The 16180-nt window shown below is 72.2% G+C and carries 15 protein-coding genes, 1 tRNA gene and 1 pseudogene; 8 read left to right on the top strand and 9 right to left on the bottom strand.

Features of this window, described 5'->3' with window-relative positions:
* Positions 1-40 precede the first annotated feature (40 nt).
* On the bottom strand, positions 41-211 hold the full coding sequence (locus AB0E02_RS33960) for a hypothetical protein (protein WP_362146839.1): 171 nt from the start codon (positions 209-211) through the stop codon (positions 41-43).
* Positions 212-456: 245 nt separating this feature from the next.
* Between AB0E02_RS33960 and AB0E02_RS33955 the strand changes: the two genes are divergently transcribed.
* On the top strand, positions 457-810 hold the full coding sequence (locus tag AB0E02_RS33955) for a chaplin (RefSeq protein ID WP_362146837.1): 354 nt from the start codon (positions 457-459) through the stop codon (positions 808-810).
* 164 nt (positions 811-974) lie between these two features.
* Positions 975-1835, top strand: a complete 861-nt coding sequence (locus AB0E02_RS33950) for a fused MFS/spermidine synthase (protein WP_362146834.1) — start codon at positions 975-977, stop codon at positions 1833-1835.
* A gap of 27 nt (positions 1836-1862) precedes the next feature.
* On the opposite strand, the gene AB0E02_RS33945 is transcribed toward AB0E02_RS33950, so the two are convergent.
* Positions 1863-2432 (bottom strand): hypothetical protein, encoded by a 570-nt coding sequence (locus tag AB0E02_RS33945; RefSeq protein ID WP_362146831.1) that lies wholly within the window; start codon positions 2430-2432, stop codon positions 1863-1865.
* A gap of 110 nt (positions 2433-2542) precedes the next feature.
* On the opposite strand from AB0E02_RS33945, the gene AB0E02_RS33940 reads away from it, so the two are divergent.
* The 3 genes and pseudogenes from AB0E02_RS33940 to AB0E02_RS33930 all read left to right on the top strand — a co-directional run.
* Positions 2543-3235: a response regulator transcription factor gene (locus AB0E02_RS33940; protein WP_030414041.1), complete on the top strand. Its 693-nt coding sequence runs from the start codon at positions 2543-2545 to the stop codon at positions 3233-3235.
* Positions 3236-3248: 13 nt separating this feature from the next.
* Positions 3249-4652: a HAMP domain-containing sensor histidine kinase gene (locus AB0E02_RS33935; protein WP_362146827.1), complete on the top strand. Its 1404-nt coding sequence runs from the start codon at positions 3249-3251 to the stop codon at positions 4650-4652.
* 326 nt (positions 4653-4978) lie between these two features.
* Positions 4979-5884: pseudogene (locus AB0E02_RS33930) on the top strand (chitinase); the annotation flags it as partial.
* Between the two features lie 92 nt (positions 5885-5976).
* On the opposite strand, the gene AB0E02_RS33925 reads toward AB0E02_RS33930, so the two are convergent.
* Complete coding sequence (locus AB0E02_RS33925; RefSeq protein ID WP_362146824.1) at positions 5977-6912, bottom strand: AraC family transcriptional regulator; 936 nt, start codon at positions 6910-6912, stop codon at positions 5977-5979.
* A 151-nt stretch (positions 6913-7063) separates the two neighbouring features.
* Between AB0E02_RS33925 and AB0E02_RS33920 the strand changes: the two genes are divergently transcribed.
* Positions 7064-7714: an NAD(P)H-binding protein gene (locus AB0E02_RS33920; protein ID WP_362146821.1), complete on the top strand. Its 651-nt coding sequence runs from the start codon at positions 7064-7066 to the stop codon at positions 7712-7714.
* Between the two features lie 63 nt (positions 7715-7777).
* On the opposite strand, the gene AB0E02_RS33915 is transcribed toward AB0E02_RS33920, so the two are convergent.
* The 4 genes from AB0E02_RS33915 to AB0E02_RS33900 form a co-directional block, all read right to left on the bottom strand.
* A tRNA-His gene (locus AB0E02_RS33915) sits at positions 7778-7853 on the bottom strand.
* A 162-nt stretch (positions 7854-8015) separates the two neighbouring features.
* Complete coding sequence (orn, locus tag AB0E02_RS33910) at positions 8016-8693, bottom strand: oligoribonuclease (RefSeq protein WP_362146818.1); 678 nt, start codon at positions 8691-8693, stop codon at positions 8016-8018.
* 5 nt (positions 8694-8698) lie between these two features.
* Positions 8699-9976, bottom strand: a complete 1278-nt coding sequence (locus tag AB0E02_RS33905) for a helix-turn-helix domain-containing protein (RefSeq protein WP_362146815.1) — start codon at positions 9974-9976, stop codon at positions 8699-8701.
* 349 nt (positions 9977-10325) lie between these two features.
* On the bottom strand, positions 10326-10598 hold the full coding sequence (locus AB0E02_RS33900; protein ID WP_362146812.1) for a hypothetical protein: 273 nt from the start codon (positions 10596-10598) through the stop codon (positions 10326-10328).
* 398 nt (positions 10599-10996) lie between these two features.
* Between AB0E02_RS33900 and AB0E02_RS33895 the strand changes: the two genes are divergently transcribed.
* Entirely contained in the window at positions 10997-11518 is a 522-nt protein-coding gene (locus AB0E02_RS33895; RefSeq protein ID WP_030414048.1) for a universal stress protein, read from the top strand.
* Positions 11519-11911: 393 nt separating this feature from the next.
* On the opposite strand, the gene glmS is transcribed toward AB0E02_RS33895, so the two are convergent.
* Positions 11912-13738 carry a glutamine--fructose-6-phosphate transaminase (isomerizing) gene (gene glmS / locus AB0E02_RS33890; RefSeq protein WP_362146808.1) on the bottom strand — a complete coding sequence of 609 codons (1827 nt, stop codon included), beginning with the start codon at positions 13736-13738 and terminating at the stop codon, positions 11912-11914.
* A gap of 89 nt (positions 13739-13827) precedes the next feature.
* Positions 13828-14115 carry a hypothetical protein gene (locus AB0E02_RS33885; RefSeq protein WP_030414050.1) on the bottom strand — a complete coding sequence of 96 codons (288 nt, stop codon included), beginning with the start codon at positions 14113-14115 and terminating at the stop codon, positions 13828-13830.
* Between the two features lie 182 nt (positions 14116-14297).
* On the opposite strand from AB0E02_RS33885, the gene AB0E02_RS33880 reads away from it, so the two are divergent.
* On the top strand, positions 14298-15893 hold the full coding sequence (locus AB0E02_RS33880; RefSeq protein ID WP_362146803.1) for a beta-N-acetylhexosaminidase: 1596 nt from the start codon (positions 14298-14300) through the stop codon (positions 15891-15893).
* Positions 15894-16180: the final 287 nt, after the last annotated feature.

Below are 16180 nucleotides of genomic sequence, written 5' to 3'. Positions count from 1 at the left end.
TTCCGGCGGAATTCGCCGTGGAATTCCCGCAGCGCGCCGCTCAGCGCCGGGTATCGGTCTGCACGAAGAGCGCGTCGGGCAGATATCCCGGCCGGTGCGCGGAGAAGCGGAAAGTGAGCCGGTCACCGCCGGACCGCAGGGCGGCCGGCCATGCCAATGCCGCCGGCGCGCACACGAGGCCGCGCCCGGTGCGGTCCATCGACTTCCGCATGTCTTCCTCTCCGACGTCTATCAGTCAAACAGGAGAGCACTCTGACAGAAATCATGTTGGAAACCACGGCAGGCACGCCCGGTGCGGATCCGGTGATCCCGAACGGCGGAATGCCGCACTGAAATGGCGGAACGATCTTTATGCCAATAGGGTTAACCAGTCCCCGCAGGGGTGGACGCCCGCGTCTTTGACGTATTTCGTTCGTTGTGACCGGTGCCCCATTCGCGAACTGAAAGGAGAATGGGATGAAGCGGTTTATCAAGACCGCCGCAATGGCCACGACCAGCTGCGCGCTGGTGCTCAGCGGCGCAGGGATGGCATCCGCCAGCGGGGACGGCCACAACGGCCACAACGGCCGCCACGGCCACCACCGCCACCACCACCACGGTCGTCACATCGAGCGTTACGACCACCGTGGCTTCGTCTACGGCCACCACGGTGGTGCCAACGCATATGGCGGCGCTGCGCACTCCCCGGGCTTCCTGAGCGGTAACAACGTCCAGGTTCCGATCAACATCCCGATCAACATCTGCGGCAACAGCATCAACATCCTCGCGCTGCTGAACCCGACGTTCGGGAACGTCTGTATCAACAGGTGATCCGTCGGCCGGTCCGGACGGACCTCGGACCGGCCCGGGTCGTGGTGCAGTTGGCGGACCTCCCCTGACTTCGGTCTCGGGTGGTCCGCCACTCCCTCCTCTCCACCGTCCGCCTCGCCCGACCTGCGTCGGAGTCCTCGGGGGCACCGGCGATACTTGAGCGCATGGCGAAGAGCAGGCGCGGGCGCGGCGGCGTGGAGACCGTCACCGAGACGGTGGACGGCGGGCTCGCCGAGCTGCGGCCCGACCGGGACCGGCCGCGCGGCTGGACCCTGCTCCTCGACGGCGCCCCGCAGTCCCACGTGGACCTCGACGACCCGCGGCGCCTGGACTTCTCGTACCAGCGGCGGCTCGGCCACATCGCCGATCTCGCCGCACCGCCCGGACAGCCGCTGCGCGTGGTCCACCTGGGCGGCGGCGCGCTGACCCTCGCCCGCTACATCGCCGCGACCCGGCCGCGCTCCACCCAGCAGGCCGTGGAGATCGACACCCCGCTGGTGGAGTTCGTCCGCCGGCAGCTGCCGTGGGACCGCACCTGGCGGATACGGATACGCGGCGGCGACGCCCGCGCGGGCCTGGCGAAGGTCCCGGACGGCTGGGCCGACCTGGTCATCGCCGACGTCTTCCGCGGGGCCCGCACCCCCGCGCACCTCACCAGCACCGAGTTCGTCGCGGACGTCCGCCGCGCGCTCGGCCCCGGCGGCCATTACGCGGCCAACCTCGCCGACGGCCCGCCGCTTTCGTTCCTGCGCGGCCAGATCGCCACCGTGCACACGGTCTTCCCCGAGCTCTGCCTGATCGCCGACCCCGCGGTGCTGCGCGGCAAGCGCTTCGGCAACGCCGTCCTGCTGGCCGCCGACACCGCCCTCCCGGTCGCCGAGCTGACCCGCCGCGCGGCCACCGACCCGCAGACCGGACGGGTCGAACACGGCAGGGCGCTGGCCGACTTCACCGGCGGCGCGGTCCCGGTCACCGACGCCACGGCCGTCGCGTCCCCGGCCCCGCCGGCCGGCACCTTCAGCTGAGCGGGGCCCGCGGGCGGCCGGGCCGGCTCACGTCGCGTTGTTGCTGGTCTCCACCGTCGGCGGATGGCCGTTCCAGGTGCAGATCACCGAGGTGTGCCCGCCGCCGCCCGTGAAGTCCACCCGGATCCACCCCTGCTGCTTCCACACCTGCATCTCCCAGCCCGAGTTCGGCGTCGCCGACACCAACTCGGCCGCGGAGCCGCCCAGATCGAAGACCACCCGGCCGCCCGAGGTGGCGTAGCTCCTGACCCGGCCGTCGGAGGCTCCGTACGTGCCGTCGCCCGGCGCCGTGGTGGGCGGGCGCTGCGCGCGGGTGCTGCCGGTGTGCGAGGGCGCCGACGACGGGCCGGTGGCGGACGGCCGGGGGGCGGGGGTGGACGGTCTGGGGCGGTGCGTGGAGGAGGCGCGGGGCGTTCCGCCGCCGTCGGCCTGCGCCCCCGAGGAGGCCACCTGGTCGGAAAGGGGCAGCGCGCGCGGCGCGTCGTACGCGGTGCCGGACAGCACGGTGTGCACGCCGAACCACGACAGCGTGACCGCGGCGCCGGTCGCCAGCGTCCAGGCCGCCGCGTGAACCAGTCCTCGTTGCATTCGGCTCATACTGCACCACCGGCCACCCCCGTCGCAGCCCGTGGGAGCGGGCCGAACGCACCGACCCGGCGTCAACCTCCGGTAAAGAACCGTCCCCCGGATGGCGTACGGTGCCGCCCATGGCACGTGTGCTCGTGGTCGAGGACGACCAGTTCGTACGCTCGGCCCTCATCCGGCATCTGACCGAGGCGGCCCATACGGTACGCAGCGTCGGCACCGCCCTGGAGGCGCTGCGCGAGGTGGCACACGTCGGTTTCGACGTGGTCATCCTCGACCTGGGCCTGCCCGACCTGGACGGCGGTGAGGCGCTGAAGATGCTGCGCGGCATCACCGACGTCCCGGTGATCATCGCCACCGCCCGGGACGACGAGGCCGACATCGTGCGGCTGCTGAACGACGGCGCCGACGACTACCTCACCAAACCGTTCTCCGTCGAGCACCTCTCGGCGCGGATGGCGGCCGTACTGCGCCGCTCCCGGGCCGGTGCGGCCGGCGCGGAACCCCCCTCACGGGTGATCCGGGTCGGCGGGCTGTCCATCGACCCGCTGCGCCGCCAGGCCGAACTCGACGGCGCGGCACTGGACCTCACCCGCCGGGAGTTCGACCTGCTGGCGTTCCTCGCCGGGCGGCCCGGCGTCGTCGTCCCCCGCAAGGAACTGCTCGCCGAGGTCTGGCAGCAGTCCTACGGCGACGACCAGACCATCGACGTCCATCTCTCCTGGCTCCGCCGCAAACTGGGCGAAACCGCGGCCAAGCCCCGCTATCTGCACACCCTGCGCGGTGTCGGCGTGAAGCTGGAGCCACCGCGATGAAGGGCCGCGCGCTGTGAGGTGGGCCCTGGTCAAGGTCGCACTGGCGGTCACCACGATGGTCGTGGTGGCGTTCGCCGTGCCCCTCGGACTCGTCGTCAAGGAGATGGCCAGCGACCGCGCCTACGGAAGCGCCGAGCGGCAGGCCGCCACGATCGGCCCGGTGCTCGCCATCACCACCGACCGCACCCAGCTGGAACGGGCCGTGGCCAGCGCCGAGACCGGCGCCGGCGGCCGCATCGGGGTCCACGTCCCGGCGAGCGGCAAGAACGGCACCCCCGCCGAAATAGGCACCCGGCGCGCCGCCCCCGCCGACGTGGCCGCCGCCGCCAAGCTCGGCCGGGCCTCCATCTCCCCGGTCCCCGGCGGCACTTCGCTGCTCCAGCCCACCGCCGTGGCCTCCGGCATCGCCGTCGTCGAGGTGTTCGTCCCGGACGACGCCCTCACCAACGGCGTCACCACCTCCTGGGTCGTGCTGGCCGGCGTCGGACTGGCGCTGATCATCGGCTCGGTCGCGGTCGCCGACCGGCTCGGCACCCGGATGGTGCGCCCCGCCGAACGCCTCGCCGGCGCCGCCCACGACCTCGGCCACGGCCAGCTCGGCGTCCGTGTCCAGGAGGACGGCCCCAAGGAACTGCGGGCCGCGGCCACCGCCTTCAACTCCATGGCCGACCAGGTCGTCCAACTCCTCGCCAACGAGCGTGAGTTGGCCGCCGACCTCTCGCACCGGCTGCGCACCCCGCTCACCGTCCTCCGGCTCAACGCCGCCTCCCTCGGCGACACCCCGGCCGCCGAACAGACCCGCTCCGCCGTCGCCCAACTGGAGCGCGAGGTCGACCAGATCATCCGCACCGCCCGCGAACAGAAGGCGCTCACCCAGCAGGCGGCGGCCGCGGCCGGCTGCGACGCCGCCGAGGTGATCCGCGAGCGGATGGCCTTCTGGTCCGCGCTCGCCGAGGACGAGGGCCGCACCGCCCGCGTCGCCGGCGCCGACCGCCCGGTCCGCGTCCCGGTCGCCCGCCCCGACCTCGCCGCCGCCCTCGACGCGATGCTCGGCAACGTCTTCCGGCACACCCCCGAGGGCACCGCCTTCGCCGTCGACGTCCACAACGCCGAGGACGCGGTGATCGTGCTGGTCTCCGACGCCGGACCGGGCATCGCCGACCCCGAGGCGGCCCTGCGCCGCGGCCACGGCGGCGGCGGAGAAGGCTCCACCGGCCTCGGGCTGGACATCGTGCGCCGGCTGGCCGAGTCCACCGGCGGCGACGTCCGCATCGGCCGCTCCGTCCTCGGCGGCACCGAGGTACGCGTCTGGCTCGCCCTGGACGGCCGGCGCGGCCCGCAGGGCACCCGCCGCGGCCACCGGCTGCGCCGCAGGCTGCGCACCGGCGGCCGGCGGGCCGCCCGCACCGGTTCCTGAGCGCCCGGCACGGGGCATAGGCCGGTGGTCTTAACCACCGCCTTCCGCTTCCTTAAGGCCGCCATAATTCCACCAACGTCCGTACGGATCCCGGCATTTGTCCGTTTCGCTGTCGCTAGCGTGCGGGGCACACCGACTTCCCCCGGTGCACCCCCAGCCACCCCCCACGTGACGACAGGCAGGACCAGATGAGTTCCTCCGCACACCGCCGGCGCAAGAGCCGTACCACCCAGCTGATCCTCACCGGCACGGCCGCCGCGGTCGCGGCCGGCGGCGCGTTCGCCGTCGCCGGCGCGGCACTCGCCGAAAAGGCCCCGCGCCCCGCCGGCACCAAGGCCGCGGCCGGCTTCGCCCCGTACGTCGACACCTCCCTGACGCCCGCCTACGACCTGGCCGGCACCGCCCGGAAGACCGGCGTGAAGAACTTCAACCTGGCCTTCATCACCTCCGGCGGCGGGTGTACGCCGAAGTGGGGCGGCTCGGTGGACCTCGGCAGCGACCCGGTGGCGAAGCAGATACCCGCGCTGCGCAAGGCCGGCGGCGACGTCCGGGTCTCCTTCGGCGGCGCCAACGGCTCCGAGCTCGGCGTCGCCTGCACCTCCGCCGACCAGCTGGCCGCCGCGTACGGCAAGGTCATCGACCGGTTCAAGCTCACCCGGGTCGACTTCGACATCGAGGGCGGCGCGCTGCCCGACACGGCCGCCAACACCCGCCGCGCCCAGGCCGTCGCCCGCCTCCAGAAGAGCCACCCGGGCCTGGACGTCTCCTTCACCCTGCCGGTCATGCCCGAGGGCCTGACCCAGGACGGCGTGAACCTGGTCGCCGACGCCAAGAAGAACGGCGTGAAGATCTCCGCCGTCAACATCATGGCGATGGACTACGGCTCCTCCTACAACGGCGACATGGGCACGTACGCCACCCAGGCCGCCACCGCCACCCAGGGCCAGCTCAAGAAGGCCCTCGGCCTCGGCGACGCGGCCGCCTGGAAGACCGTCGCGGTGACCCCGATGATCGGCGTCAACGACGTCCAGAGCGAGGTCTTCAAGGTCGACGACGCCACCCAGCTGGTGACGTTCGCCAAGAGCAAGCACCTGGCCTGGCTGTCGATGTGGTCCGCGACCCGCGACAAGGCCTGCGCGGGCGGCGGGTCGAACTCCGCCCAGCCGACCTGCAGCTCCATCGCACAGCGCCCGCTGGACTTCACCAAGGCCTTCGGCGCCTACACCGGCTGACCCCCACCGGCGGTCCGGCCCCTCGACCGACCCGGACCACCGCCCCTCGGGGGTGTCTCCTTGATCCCGCCGGGCTGACGGAGGAGACACCTTCACGCGGGGCGCAGCGGGCCTCCCCCCACCCGCTGCGCCCCGCCCCGCACCGCGTCCCGGAAGGCGATCGGGGTGCGGCCCGTCCGGCGCTGGAAGAACTTGCTGAAGTTCGTGGCGTCGGCGAAGCCCAGCCGGTCCGCGATCCGGGCCGCGGACTGATCGCCGTGCGCCAGCAGCCGCTTGGCCTCCAGCACCACCCGGCGGTCGATGAACTCCTTCGCCCCGACCCCGGCGGTGGCCTCGGTGGCCCGGGACAGGGTGCGCGGCGCGTACCCCAGCGCACGGGCGTAGTCGGCGACCCGCCGGCTGCGGGTGAACCCCCGCTCCACCGCGTCCCGGAACCGCAGATACGTCTCACCCGCAGGGCAGCTCCCCGCCTCCCCGGCCGCCTCGTCCGGGTGCGCGGCCCGCAGCACCAGTACGGCCAGCAGATGCCGCAGCACCTCCAGATGGACCTCCAGCGGCAGCCCGCCCAGCGCCCCGAACTCCTGGTGCAGCTGGTCCATCGCCGCGGCCATCCGGCGCGCCGCCGCACCCCGCGGATGCCGTACGGGCGGTCCGTACCAGTCCTCGATCCGGGCGGCGGCCGCGGTCGCCGGGTCCAGGAAGCCCGCCTCGAAGAGCACCAGCCGCCCCTCCGCGCCCGTGAGATCGCCGAAGTGCTGCACCTGCCCGGGGCGCGACCACAGCAGATCACCCTGGGCGAGTACGTGCTCGCGGAAGTCGACGCTGTGCACCAGCCGGCCGCGGTCGAGCAGCAGCAGATGGTGGAAGCCGGGCCGGTGCGGGGTGGCCAGTTGGCAGGCGTCCGCCCGCTCCCGCAGCTCGGCCAGGGTCAGCACCTCCACACCCGACGGCCGCCCGGCCGGCGCGGAGAACGCCACCTCCCGGATCTCCGGAACCGGCTCCCCGCCCCCCTGTCGCTTTCTGACCATCCCCGGTCCCTTCGCTACCCCGGAATCCCCCGCCGGCGGCCCTAGCGTAGGAGAGGTCAGCGAGACCGCTGACGGAAAACGGAAGTCCCTCAAGGACCCGCCCCCCTCGACCGGCTCAGCCCGGTCGCACCGCACAGCTGGGAGATCCACCATGTCCACGATCGCTCTCTACGGCGCCACCGGCACGATCGGCAGCCGCGTCCTCGACGAGGCGCTGCGGCGCGGTCACCAGGTCACCGCGGTCGTCCGCGATCCGGCGAAGCTCACCACGAGCCACCCGGCCCTGACCGTGACCACCGGGGACGTCCTCGACCCGGCCTCCGTCGCCGCGGTCGCCGAGGGCAAGGACGTCGTGGTCAGCGCGGTCGGCGGCGGCGACGGCCCGGGGCACCTCGCCACGATCGGGCCCGCCGCCGAGTCCCTCGTCGCCGGCCTGCGCTCCCTCGGCGCGGCGGCGCCCCGGCTGATCGCGGTCGGCGGCGCCGGCTCGCTCCGTACGCCGGACGGCAAGCAGGTCTGGGACGCCGAGGGCCTGCCGGAGTTCCTGCTCCAGATCAAGCACGCGCACGGCGACGCGCTGGACCTCTACCGCTCCGTCTCCGACGTCCGCTGGACCAACCTCAGCCCGGCCGCCACCATCGCGCCCGGCGAGCGCACCGGCACCTACCGCACCGCCACCGACGACCTGATCACCGACGCCGGGGGCGAGAGCCGGATCTCCGCCGAGGACTACGCGGTCGCCCTCGTCGACGAGATCGAGCGGCCCCGGCACATCGGCGAGCGCTTCACCGTCGGCTACTGAGCGGCTCGCCGCCGCTGCCCGGACAACACGAAGGCCCCCGACCAGAGGTCGGGGGCCTTTCAGTGGGGTGAGTAACGGGACTTGAACCCGCGACATCCTGGACCACAACCAGGTGCTCTACCAGCTGAGCTATACCCACCATGACCGGTGCTGTGTGGTTCTTTTTCCCCACCGGCTGAGAAAAAGTGTACAGGGTCCGGAGGGGTGCTCGCGCCCAGGTTTCCGGCCGGGGGAGCGTGGGCGTGTCTTCCGGGTCGTCACCGCGGCTGCGGCGACGACCCGGAAGACGGCCCGGGGTGGATCACGACGACGGCGCGGACTGCGGCGTCACCGGCGGCACCGACTGCGGCGTCACCGGCGGCGCGGCGGCCGGTGACGGCTCGGCCGGCAGTACGTGCTTGGCGGCGATGGCCTTCGCGGTGTCCGAGTCGGGGCCGGGCTGCGGCACGAAGACCGCCTCCCGGTAGTAGCGCAGCTCCGCGATGGATTCACGGATGTCCGCCAGCGCCCGGTGGTTGCCGTTCTTGTCCGGACTGTTGAAGTAGGCCCGCGGGAACCAGCGCCGGGCCAGCTCCTTCACGGACGACACATCGACGATCCGGTAATGGAGATGGCTCTCCAGCGCCGGCATGTCGCGCAGCAGGAAGCCACGGTCGGTGCCGACGGAATTGCCGCACAGCGGCGCCTTCCCCGGCTCCGGCACATGCTGCCTGATGTACGCCAGCACCTGCGCCTCGGCCGCCTCCAGCGTCGTTCCGCCGTCCAGCTCCGCCAGCAGCCCGGAGGCGGTGTGCATCTGGCGCACCACCTCCGGCATGGTGCGCAGCGCCTCGGCCGGGGGGCGGATCACCACATCCACCCCCTCGCCCAGCACATTCAGCTCCGAGTCGGTGACCAGTGCGGCCACCTCGATGAGCGCGTCGTTCGCCAGCGAGAGACCGGTCATCTCGCAGTCGATCCACACCATGCGATCGTTCATACATCTCACCCTACGGGGCGCTCGCGCTGTCCGGGGAGCACGGGGCGGCCCGCAGCCCGGCCGACCGCGGTCTCCGGCATCCGGGGGGCGTAGGGGTCCGAGGTCGGTTTGGCCGCCTCGGCCGCCTCCGCCAGGCCGTGACCGGCCAGCGCGGACGCGGAGAACCCCGCACCCGCCCCTAGCGCCGCCCGCTCGCGCTCCGGCCGCTCGGCCCGCTCGGCCCGCTCGGGTCTGAGCGCGGGCTCGGGCGCACCGTTCTGCGGCCGGCGTGCGCGGTAGGCCGCGCGGTAGGCGGCCGGCGAGGCCCCCAGCTGGCGCCGGAAGTGGCCGCGCAGCGCGACCGGCGACCGGAACCCGCAGCGGCCGGCGACCTCGTCCACCGAATAGTCGGAGGTCTCCAGCAGCCGCTGGGCCTGCAGCACCCGCTGGGTGATCAGCCACTGCAGCGGCGCGCTCCCGGTGAGGGAACGGAACCGCCGGTCGAAGGTGCGCCGGCTCATGTAGGCGCGCGCGGCGAGCGTCTCCACGTCGAACTGCTCGTGGAGGTGCTCCAGCGCCCAGGCGACGACCTCGGCGAGCGGGTCGGCGCCGATCTCCTCCGGTAATGACCTGTCCAGGTAGCGCTGGTGACCGAGGTCGGAGGCGGTCCGCCGGGGCGGCACCACCAGCCGGCGGGCCAGCGCGTTCGCGGCGTCCGCGCCGTGGTCGGTGCGGACGATGTGCAGGCACAGGTCGATGCCGGCGGCGGTGCCCGCGGAGGTCAGCACGTCGCCGTCATCGACGAACAGCTCCCGCGGGTCGACGTGGACGGACGGATAACGCTTGGCGAGCGTCGGCGCGTACATCCAGTGGGTCGTGGCCGGTCGGCCGTCGAGCAGTCCGGCCGCGGCGAGGACGAACGCCCCCGTGCACAGCCCGACGATCCTGGCCCCTTCTTCGTGCGCCCGGCGCAGCGCGTCGAGCGCGGCGGGCGGCGGGGCCTGGGTGATGGAACGCCAGGCCGGTACGACGACCGTCCCGGCACGGGAGATCGCCTCCAGCCCGTAGGGGGCGGACAGCTCCAGCCCCCCGGTCGTGCGCAAAGGCGCATCTTCGCCAGCGCACACAAGCAGCCGGTACCTCGGAACCCCGGCGTCCTGTCGGTCGATGCCGAAGACCGAGAGCGGAATGGAGCTCTCGAAAATAGGGCCGCCGCTGAAGAGGAGCACCGCGACTATTTCGCGGCGCCGTCGGGCGGCGAGCTTGCGTGCGGCATCTGGTACGGCAGCGGAGTCCTGGCTCATGGCACTTAAGCCCCCCTCGGTCGTCTCGCCCTCTCGGTCCTGCACAGTTCCCCCGCCGTCACTACCAAGATCGAATCTACTGTGTCCCGTGAGGATGGAGTGCCAAGTTCACCACCCGCTGGTATGTCGATATGGCAACTTGGCGCGAAGCATTCGATCACGAAGCGTTCCACTCGTCGGCCCTGCAAGGGAAGTACGCGTCTCGGCTCTGCCCGTTCGCAGGAGGACACAACCATGCCCAGCGGTCCTTTCCGCCCTGCTCACACCGGGGTTGGGGGGTGTCGGGGGCAAGGTGCGGGCCCTGTCCGGAAGTTGGCTGAAAACGGTCGTGCGCGGACTTGCAGACGCCTCAGTCGACCGGCGTACGCCGTTCGATGTGCCGCCCGCCCCTGCGCGCCCGCGCCCCAGAACGTCCGCTTCTGTCCCGTTGTCGTCCGGCGGCGCGTCTGCGGAGTCCGGCCGCGGAGCGTTCGGACCGCCGCAACAGCGCCCGGCAGGCGCAGGTCACCGCGGCCAGACCGGCGGCGGTGCCGGCCGCACCGGCCCACGAGGCGCCGCTGATGATCAGTACGAAGGGGACCAGGGCGCAGCTGAACGCGCCCCAGCGCACGACGTCGCTCACTGGGTCGGGTGATCTGTCGGGCGGCAACGGCACCTCGTGCTCCCCTCGGGCGGGCTGTTACTACAACGTCACCGACGATCTTGGGTCACCGTGAGGGGTACGTACGGGGGCAGGACGGGGCATTGCCATCCGCGCCACGCTCCGGCATGCTCCGGGGAACGTTCGAGGCCCCGTTCACCTCGTCCGGGCACCCGGTGCCCGCGGCGGGCTCTGGGCAGCGGGGGAGTGGCGCCGTACTCTTGGGGTATCGGCTTGGGAAGATGATTCCCAGTCGTATCGTTCCTCTTTGAACTATGGCTCCCGAGCCTCGATCGAGCCAGCTCAGTCAACTGCCGGATCAAGTCAATCGCCGTTCCCCGTTCGCCCCTCCGCAAGAGGACGTCCTCGCCGAGACATCAATGGCCGGTCACGAAATCCCCGAACCCGCGGACCGCAAGCAGGTCGCCGATCCGATGGCGGACCTGGAAGCGGCGGAAAAGACGCGCCACTCCTGCGATCCGGCATTCCGGCACGGCGTCGTGGTCGGCTTCGACGGCTCCATGTCGAGCGAACGCGCGTTGGCGTATGCAATCGGTATCGCGCGGCGGCACAGCGCCGGACTGATCATCGTCCACGTCGCCAACCGGCTCCCGACGACGGTCTGGGCGGGCTGCGAGCCCCCGGTCTTCGTCGACGTGCCGGACCACCGCACCGAGGTGCTCGGGCTGGAGCTGGCCTGCGCGGACCACCTCTCCGAGGTGCCCTGGATCCTGGTCGAGCGCGGCGGGGACATCTGCCACGAGCTGGAGGAGGTCGGCCGGGAGTACGAGGCCGACGCGATCGTGGTCGGCTCGACGCACGGCATCGTCGGCCGGATCTTCGGCTCGGTCGCCGGACGGCTGGCCCGCCGGGCGCAGCGCCCGGTCATCGTGATTCCCTGACGGATCGCTTCTTCTGCCCGCCTCCCGCGCACAGTTGAGGGGGCGTCAGGATCGGTCCGGGCCGGCGCACTCTTCATCTCTTGTGAAGCGAAGAGGTGGATTGTGCGCCAAAGAAGGGTAGAAAACGGTCACGTGGGCGCGCCGCACACGGGCCCGGCGGCCGCGCGCACGGCAACTGCGTGCTGCCGGCCGGGAGGTGACGGTTCCCAGGCGGTGGCATCCCGCCGGCGTTTTGGGCGACGCCGGCACAGGGGAGGCGGCGGCGTCGCGCGCGTAATGGTGGCACGCGCGCGACGCGGCTGCTTTTTGCGCCTAAGCCGGCGCTGCTCCCGCGGAGGTGCTTGCTCGCCGCGGGGGTTGCTCAATTGTCGCTTCGGCGGAACGGGCGAGGACCTACTCGACCGTTACGGACTTGGCGAGGTTGCGGGGCTTGTCGATGTCCCGGCCGAGGGCCAACGCCGTGTGGTAGGCGAGCAGTTGGAGCGGGATGCCCATCAGGATCGGGTCCAGCTCGGGCTCGTTCTTCGGCACGATGATGGTGTCGTCGGCCTTCTCCTGGTCCTGGTGCGCGACGGCCAGGATGCGGCCGCTGCGGGCCTTGATCTCCTCCAGGGCGGCGCGGTTCTTCTCCAGCAGGTCGTCGTCCGGGACGATCGCGACGGTCGGCATGGCGGGCTCGATGAGGGCCAGCGGGCCGTGCTTGAGCTCGGAGGCCGGGTACGCCTCGGCGTGGATGTAGGAGACCTCCTTGAGCTTCAGGGACGCCTCCCGGGCCACCGGGTAGCCGCGGACCCGGCCGATGAACATCATCGACTTGGCGTCCGCGTAGCGCGTCGCCAGCTTCTTGATCTCGTCCTCGCCCTTGAGGATCTCGTCGATCTGGCCGGGCAGCTTGCGCAGGCCCTCGATGATCCGCTTGCCGTCCGCGACGGACAGGTCGCGGATGCGGCCGAGGTGCAGGGCGAGCAGCGCGAAGGAGACCACCATGTTGGTGAAGCACTTGGTGGAGACCACGCAGACCTCCGGGCCGGCGTGGACGTAGATGCCGCCGTCGGTCTCCCGGGCGATCGCCGAGCCGACCACGTTCACCAGGCCCAGGACCCGCGCGCCCTTGCGCTTGAGCTCCTGGACGGCCGCCAGCACGTCGTAGGTCTCACCGGACTGGGAGACCGCGACGTAGAGCGTGTCGGGGTCCACGACCGGGTCGCGGTAGCGGAACTCGGAGGCCGGCTCGGCGTCCGAGGGGATGCGGGCCAGCTCCTCGATCATCTGCGCGCCGATCTGGCCGGCGTGGTACGAGGTGCCGCAGCCGAGGATCTTGACCCGGCGGATGGTGCGGGCCTCCCGGGCGTCGAGGTTGAGGCCGCCGAGGTGCACGGTGGAGAACCGGTCGTCGATCCGGCCGCGCAGCGCGCGGTCCACCGCGTCCGCCTGCTCGGAGATCTCCTTGTGCATGTAGGTGTCGTGGGCGCCCATGTCGTACGACTCGGCCGCGTACTCGACCGTCTCCGGGGCGCTGGTGGTCCGCGAGCCCTCGGTGGTGTACGTGCGGTAGTCGTCGGCCTTCAGGGTGGCCATCTCGCCGTCGTCGAGGGTGACGACCTGGCGGGTGTGCGAGACCAGCGCGGCGACGTCGGACGAGACGAACATCTCGTGCTCGCCGATGCCGAGCACGACCGGGGAGCCGTTGCGGGCGACCACGATCCGGTCGGTGAAGTCGGAGTGCAGCACGGCGATGCCGTAGGTGCCCTCGATGTGCCGCAGCGCCTCGCGGACCTTCTCCTCCAGCGTCTCGGCCTTGGAGCGGCCGATGAGGTGCGCGAGGACCTCGGTGTCGGTCTCGGAGGCGAAGGTGACGCCGTCGGCGGTCAGCCGGGCGCGCAGCTCGGCGGCGTTGTCGATGATGCCGTTGTGGACGACGGCGACCTTGCCCTCGGTGTCGAGGTGCGGGTGGGCGTTGTCGTCGGTGGGCGCGCCGTGGGTGGCCCAGCGGGTGTGCGCGATGCCGGTGGTGCCGGCGAACCGCTTCGGCAGCCGGGCCTCCAGGTCCCGGACCCGGCCCTTGGCCTTGGCGGTCTTCAGGCCCGCGGACTTGCCGGTGCCGCTCGCGTGGAGGGCGATGCCGGCCGAGTCGTAACCGCGGTACTCCAGGCGGGCCAGGCCCTCCAGGAGCAGCGGAGCAACATCACGTTTGCCGATATATCCGACGATCCCGCACATACAGTGACCCTCCGAGAAAGACGTGTGTCGGTTGTGGTGTGCCCGGTGCCTGCCGGACACCGGCCGTGGCCCGGCCGGCGGTGGACCGGTCAGCCGTAGACGAGGCGGCGCAGCTGGCGGGCGGAGAGATCGGGCGGGGCCACGGCGCGGTGCGGCATCTCGTGGCGGATCCGTTCGAAGATCTCCTCGTTCCGCAGCCCCTGGGACTGCAGCTCCCGATGGCGCCGGCGGACGAACTCCTCCGTCGTCTCGTCGAAGTACGCCAGCACGTCCAGCACCACCCGGGCGGCCTCACCGCGCTGCAGCGGTGTGCTGCGCACCAGGTGGTCCACCAGGTCTTCGTGTGGCGCATCCGCGCGGTTCCGGCGTTCGAGCACCCGTCGATATTGCGGGGCGCCGCCAAGATTCGCAAGAAATCTGCCCGATATCGGGCAGGTACCCGGTTTGGGTGCGGGAAAGTGGTCTACACCTTGACCCCGTTCCAGGCTCGCGGTACGCATGGTCACCGCTCGGTCGCTCCATGCCATGACATGCCCGACGCTCGCCGAAGGGACCGTCGATGAGACGACGCAGACTACTGGGCCCGCTGCTGCTGACCGTGGCCGCGGCGCTGGGAACCGCCGCCGCACCGCCGCCCGCCGCCCGGGCCGCCGCCCCCACCGTCCCCCTCGACCGCATCGTGCCCGCCCCGGCGTCGGTGCACGAGGGCGGCACCCCGTACACGATCGGCGCCGGCACCCGCATCCGGGTGCCCGGCGGCTCCGGCGACGTGCGGCGGATCGCCGGCTATCTGGCGGGCCTGCTGCGCCCCTCCACCGGCCGCGCCCTGCCGGTCACCGCCAAGGACGGCGACGGCATCGTGCTGCGGCTCGGCGGCCCGGGCACCGCGGACCTCGGCGCGGAGGGCTACCGGCTGCGCGTGGACGGCCGCGCGGTGACCATCGGCGCCCGCCGGCCCGCCGGTCTCTTCCACGCCGTCCAGACGCTCCGCCAGCTGCTGCCGCCGGACGCCGGGGAGCACCGTGCGCAGGCCGGGTCCTGGAGGATCGCCGGCGGCACCATCGCCGACACCCCGCGCTACGGCTACCGCGGCGCGATGCTCGACGTGTCGCGGCACTTCTTCACCGTCGACCAGGTCAAGCGCTACATCGACCAGCTGGCGATGTACAAGATCAACAAGCTGCATCTGCACCTCTCCGACGACCAGGGCTGGCGGATCGCGATCCGCTCCTGGCCGCGGCTGGCGACCTACGGCGGCTCCACGCAGGTCGGCGGCGGCAAGGGCGGCTACTACAGCCAGGACGACTACCGCGAGATCGTCCGCTACGCCGCCGACCGCTACCTGACCGTCGTCCCCGAGATCGACATGCCGGGCCACACCAACGCCGCACTGGCCTCCTACGCCGACCTCAACTGCAACGGCGTCGCGCCGCCCCTCTACACCGGCACCCACGTCGGTTTCAGCTCGCTGTGCGTCCCCAAGAAGGTGACCTACGACTTCGTCGACGACGTCGTCCGCGAGCTCGCCCGGCTCACCCCGGGCCCGTACCTCCACATCGGCGGCGACGAGGCGCACTCCACCAGCCACGCGGACTACGTCGCCTTCATGGACAAGGTGCAGCCGGTGGTCGCCAAATACGGCAAGACCGTGATCGGCTGGCACCAGCTGACCGGCGCGCATCCGGCGAAGGGCGCCCTCGCCCAGTACTGGGGCTACGACGCCACCGGCGCGGCCGAGCGGCAGCAGGTCACCGACGCGGCCCGGAACGGCACCGGGCTGATCCTCTCGCCCGCCGACCGCGCCTACCTCGACATGAAGTACGACAAGGACACCCCGCTCGGCCTGAACTGGGCCGGCTACGTGGGCGTCCGGCGGGCGTACGACTGGGACCCGGGCAGCTACCTCCAGGGCGCGCCCGGCGAGGCGATCCGGGGCGTCGAGGCGCCGCTGTGGTCCGAGACGCTCTCCACCTCCGCGCACATCGAGTACATGGCCTTCCCGCGGCTGCCGGGCATCGCGGAGCTGGGCTGGTCCCCGCGCGAGGCCCACGACTGGGACTCCTACCGGGTCCGGCTGGCCGCCCAGGGCCCCCGCTGGGACGCGCTGGGCATCCACTACTACCGCTCGCCGGAGGTGCCCTGGCCGGCGGCGTGAGGGGGCGTGGCAAGACGTAACGGGCGCGGCACGACGTAACGGCGCGCGCCACGCGGCGTAACGGCGCGCGCCACGAGGCGTGGGGGCACCGTGCGCGCCACATGCGCCACCTGCGCCACGACGGAGGTGGGCCCCGGAATTCCGTCGGAGCCCACCCCGTTGTGGCCCACAGGGGGCGCTCGCACCCCCTACGGGATCTGTTCGACCGCCCCCTAAGAGGGCGTCTGATCTGGGTTCAGGCTGTTGTGGGTGGGTTGCCTGTTTCGGTTCGCCAGGTTGGTGTGGAT

The sequence above is a fragment of the Streptomyces sp. NPDC048196 genome, assembly GCF_040652715.1.
Classification (GTDB): domain Bacteria; phylum Actinomycetota; class Actinomycetes; order Streptomycetales; family Streptomycetaceae; genus Streptomyces; species Streptomyces siderophoricus.
The sequence above is the reverse complement of the archived record's forward strand: the minus strand, read 5'-3'. Positions and strand labels throughout refer to the sequence as shown.

Bases quoted from the DNA above. Each gene is read 5' to 3' on its own strand.
- AB0E02_RS33960 (WP_362146839.1), bottom strand. From the start codon at position 211: ATGCGGAAGTCGATGGACCGCACCGGGCGCGGCCTCGTGTGCGCGCCG.
- AB0E02_RS33955 (WP_362146837.1), top strand. From the start codon at position 457: ATGAAGCGGTTTATCAAGACCGCCGCAATGGCCACGACCAGCTGCGCG.
- AB0E02_RS33950 (WP_362146834.1), top strand. From the start codon at position 975: ATGGCGAAGAGCAGGCGCGGGCGCGGCGGCGTGGAGACCGTCACCGAG.
- AB0E02_RS33945 (WP_362146831.1), bottom strand. From the start codon at position 2,432: ATGAGCCGAATGCAACGAGGACTGGTTCACGCGGCGGCCTGGACGCTG.
- AB0E02_RS33940 (WP_030414041.1), top strand. From the start codon at position 2,543: ATGGCACGTGTGCTCGTGGTCGAGGACGACCAGTTCGTACGCTCGGCC.
- AB0E02_RS33925 (WP_362146824.1), bottom strand. From the start codon at position 6,912: ATGGTCAGAAAGCGACAGGGGGGCGGGGAGCCGGTTCCGGAGATCCGG.
- AB0E02_RS33920 (WP_362146821.1), top strand. From the start codon at position 7,064: ATGTCCACGATCGCTCTCTACGGCGCCACCGGCACGATCGGCAGCCGC.
- orn (WP_362146818.1), bottom strand. From the start codon at position 8,693: ATGAACGATCGCATGGTGTGGATCGACTGCGAGATGACCGGTCTCTCG.
- AB0E02_RS33905 (WP_362146815.1), bottom strand. From the start codon at position 9,976: ATGAGCCAGGACTCCGCTGCCGTACCAGATGCCGCACGCAAGCTCGCC.
- AB0E02_RS33895 (WP_030414048.1), top strand. From the start codon at position 10,997: ATGGCCGGTCACGAAATCCCCGAACCCGCGGACCGCAAGCAGGTCGCC.
- glmS (WP_362146808.1), bottom strand. From the start codon at position 13,738: ATGTGCGGGATCGTCGGATATATCGGCAAACGTGATGTTGCTCCGCTG.
- AB0E02_RS33880 (WP_362146803.1), top strand. From the start codon at position 14,298: ATGAGACGACGCAGACTACTGGGCCCGCTGCTGCTGACCGTGGCCGCG.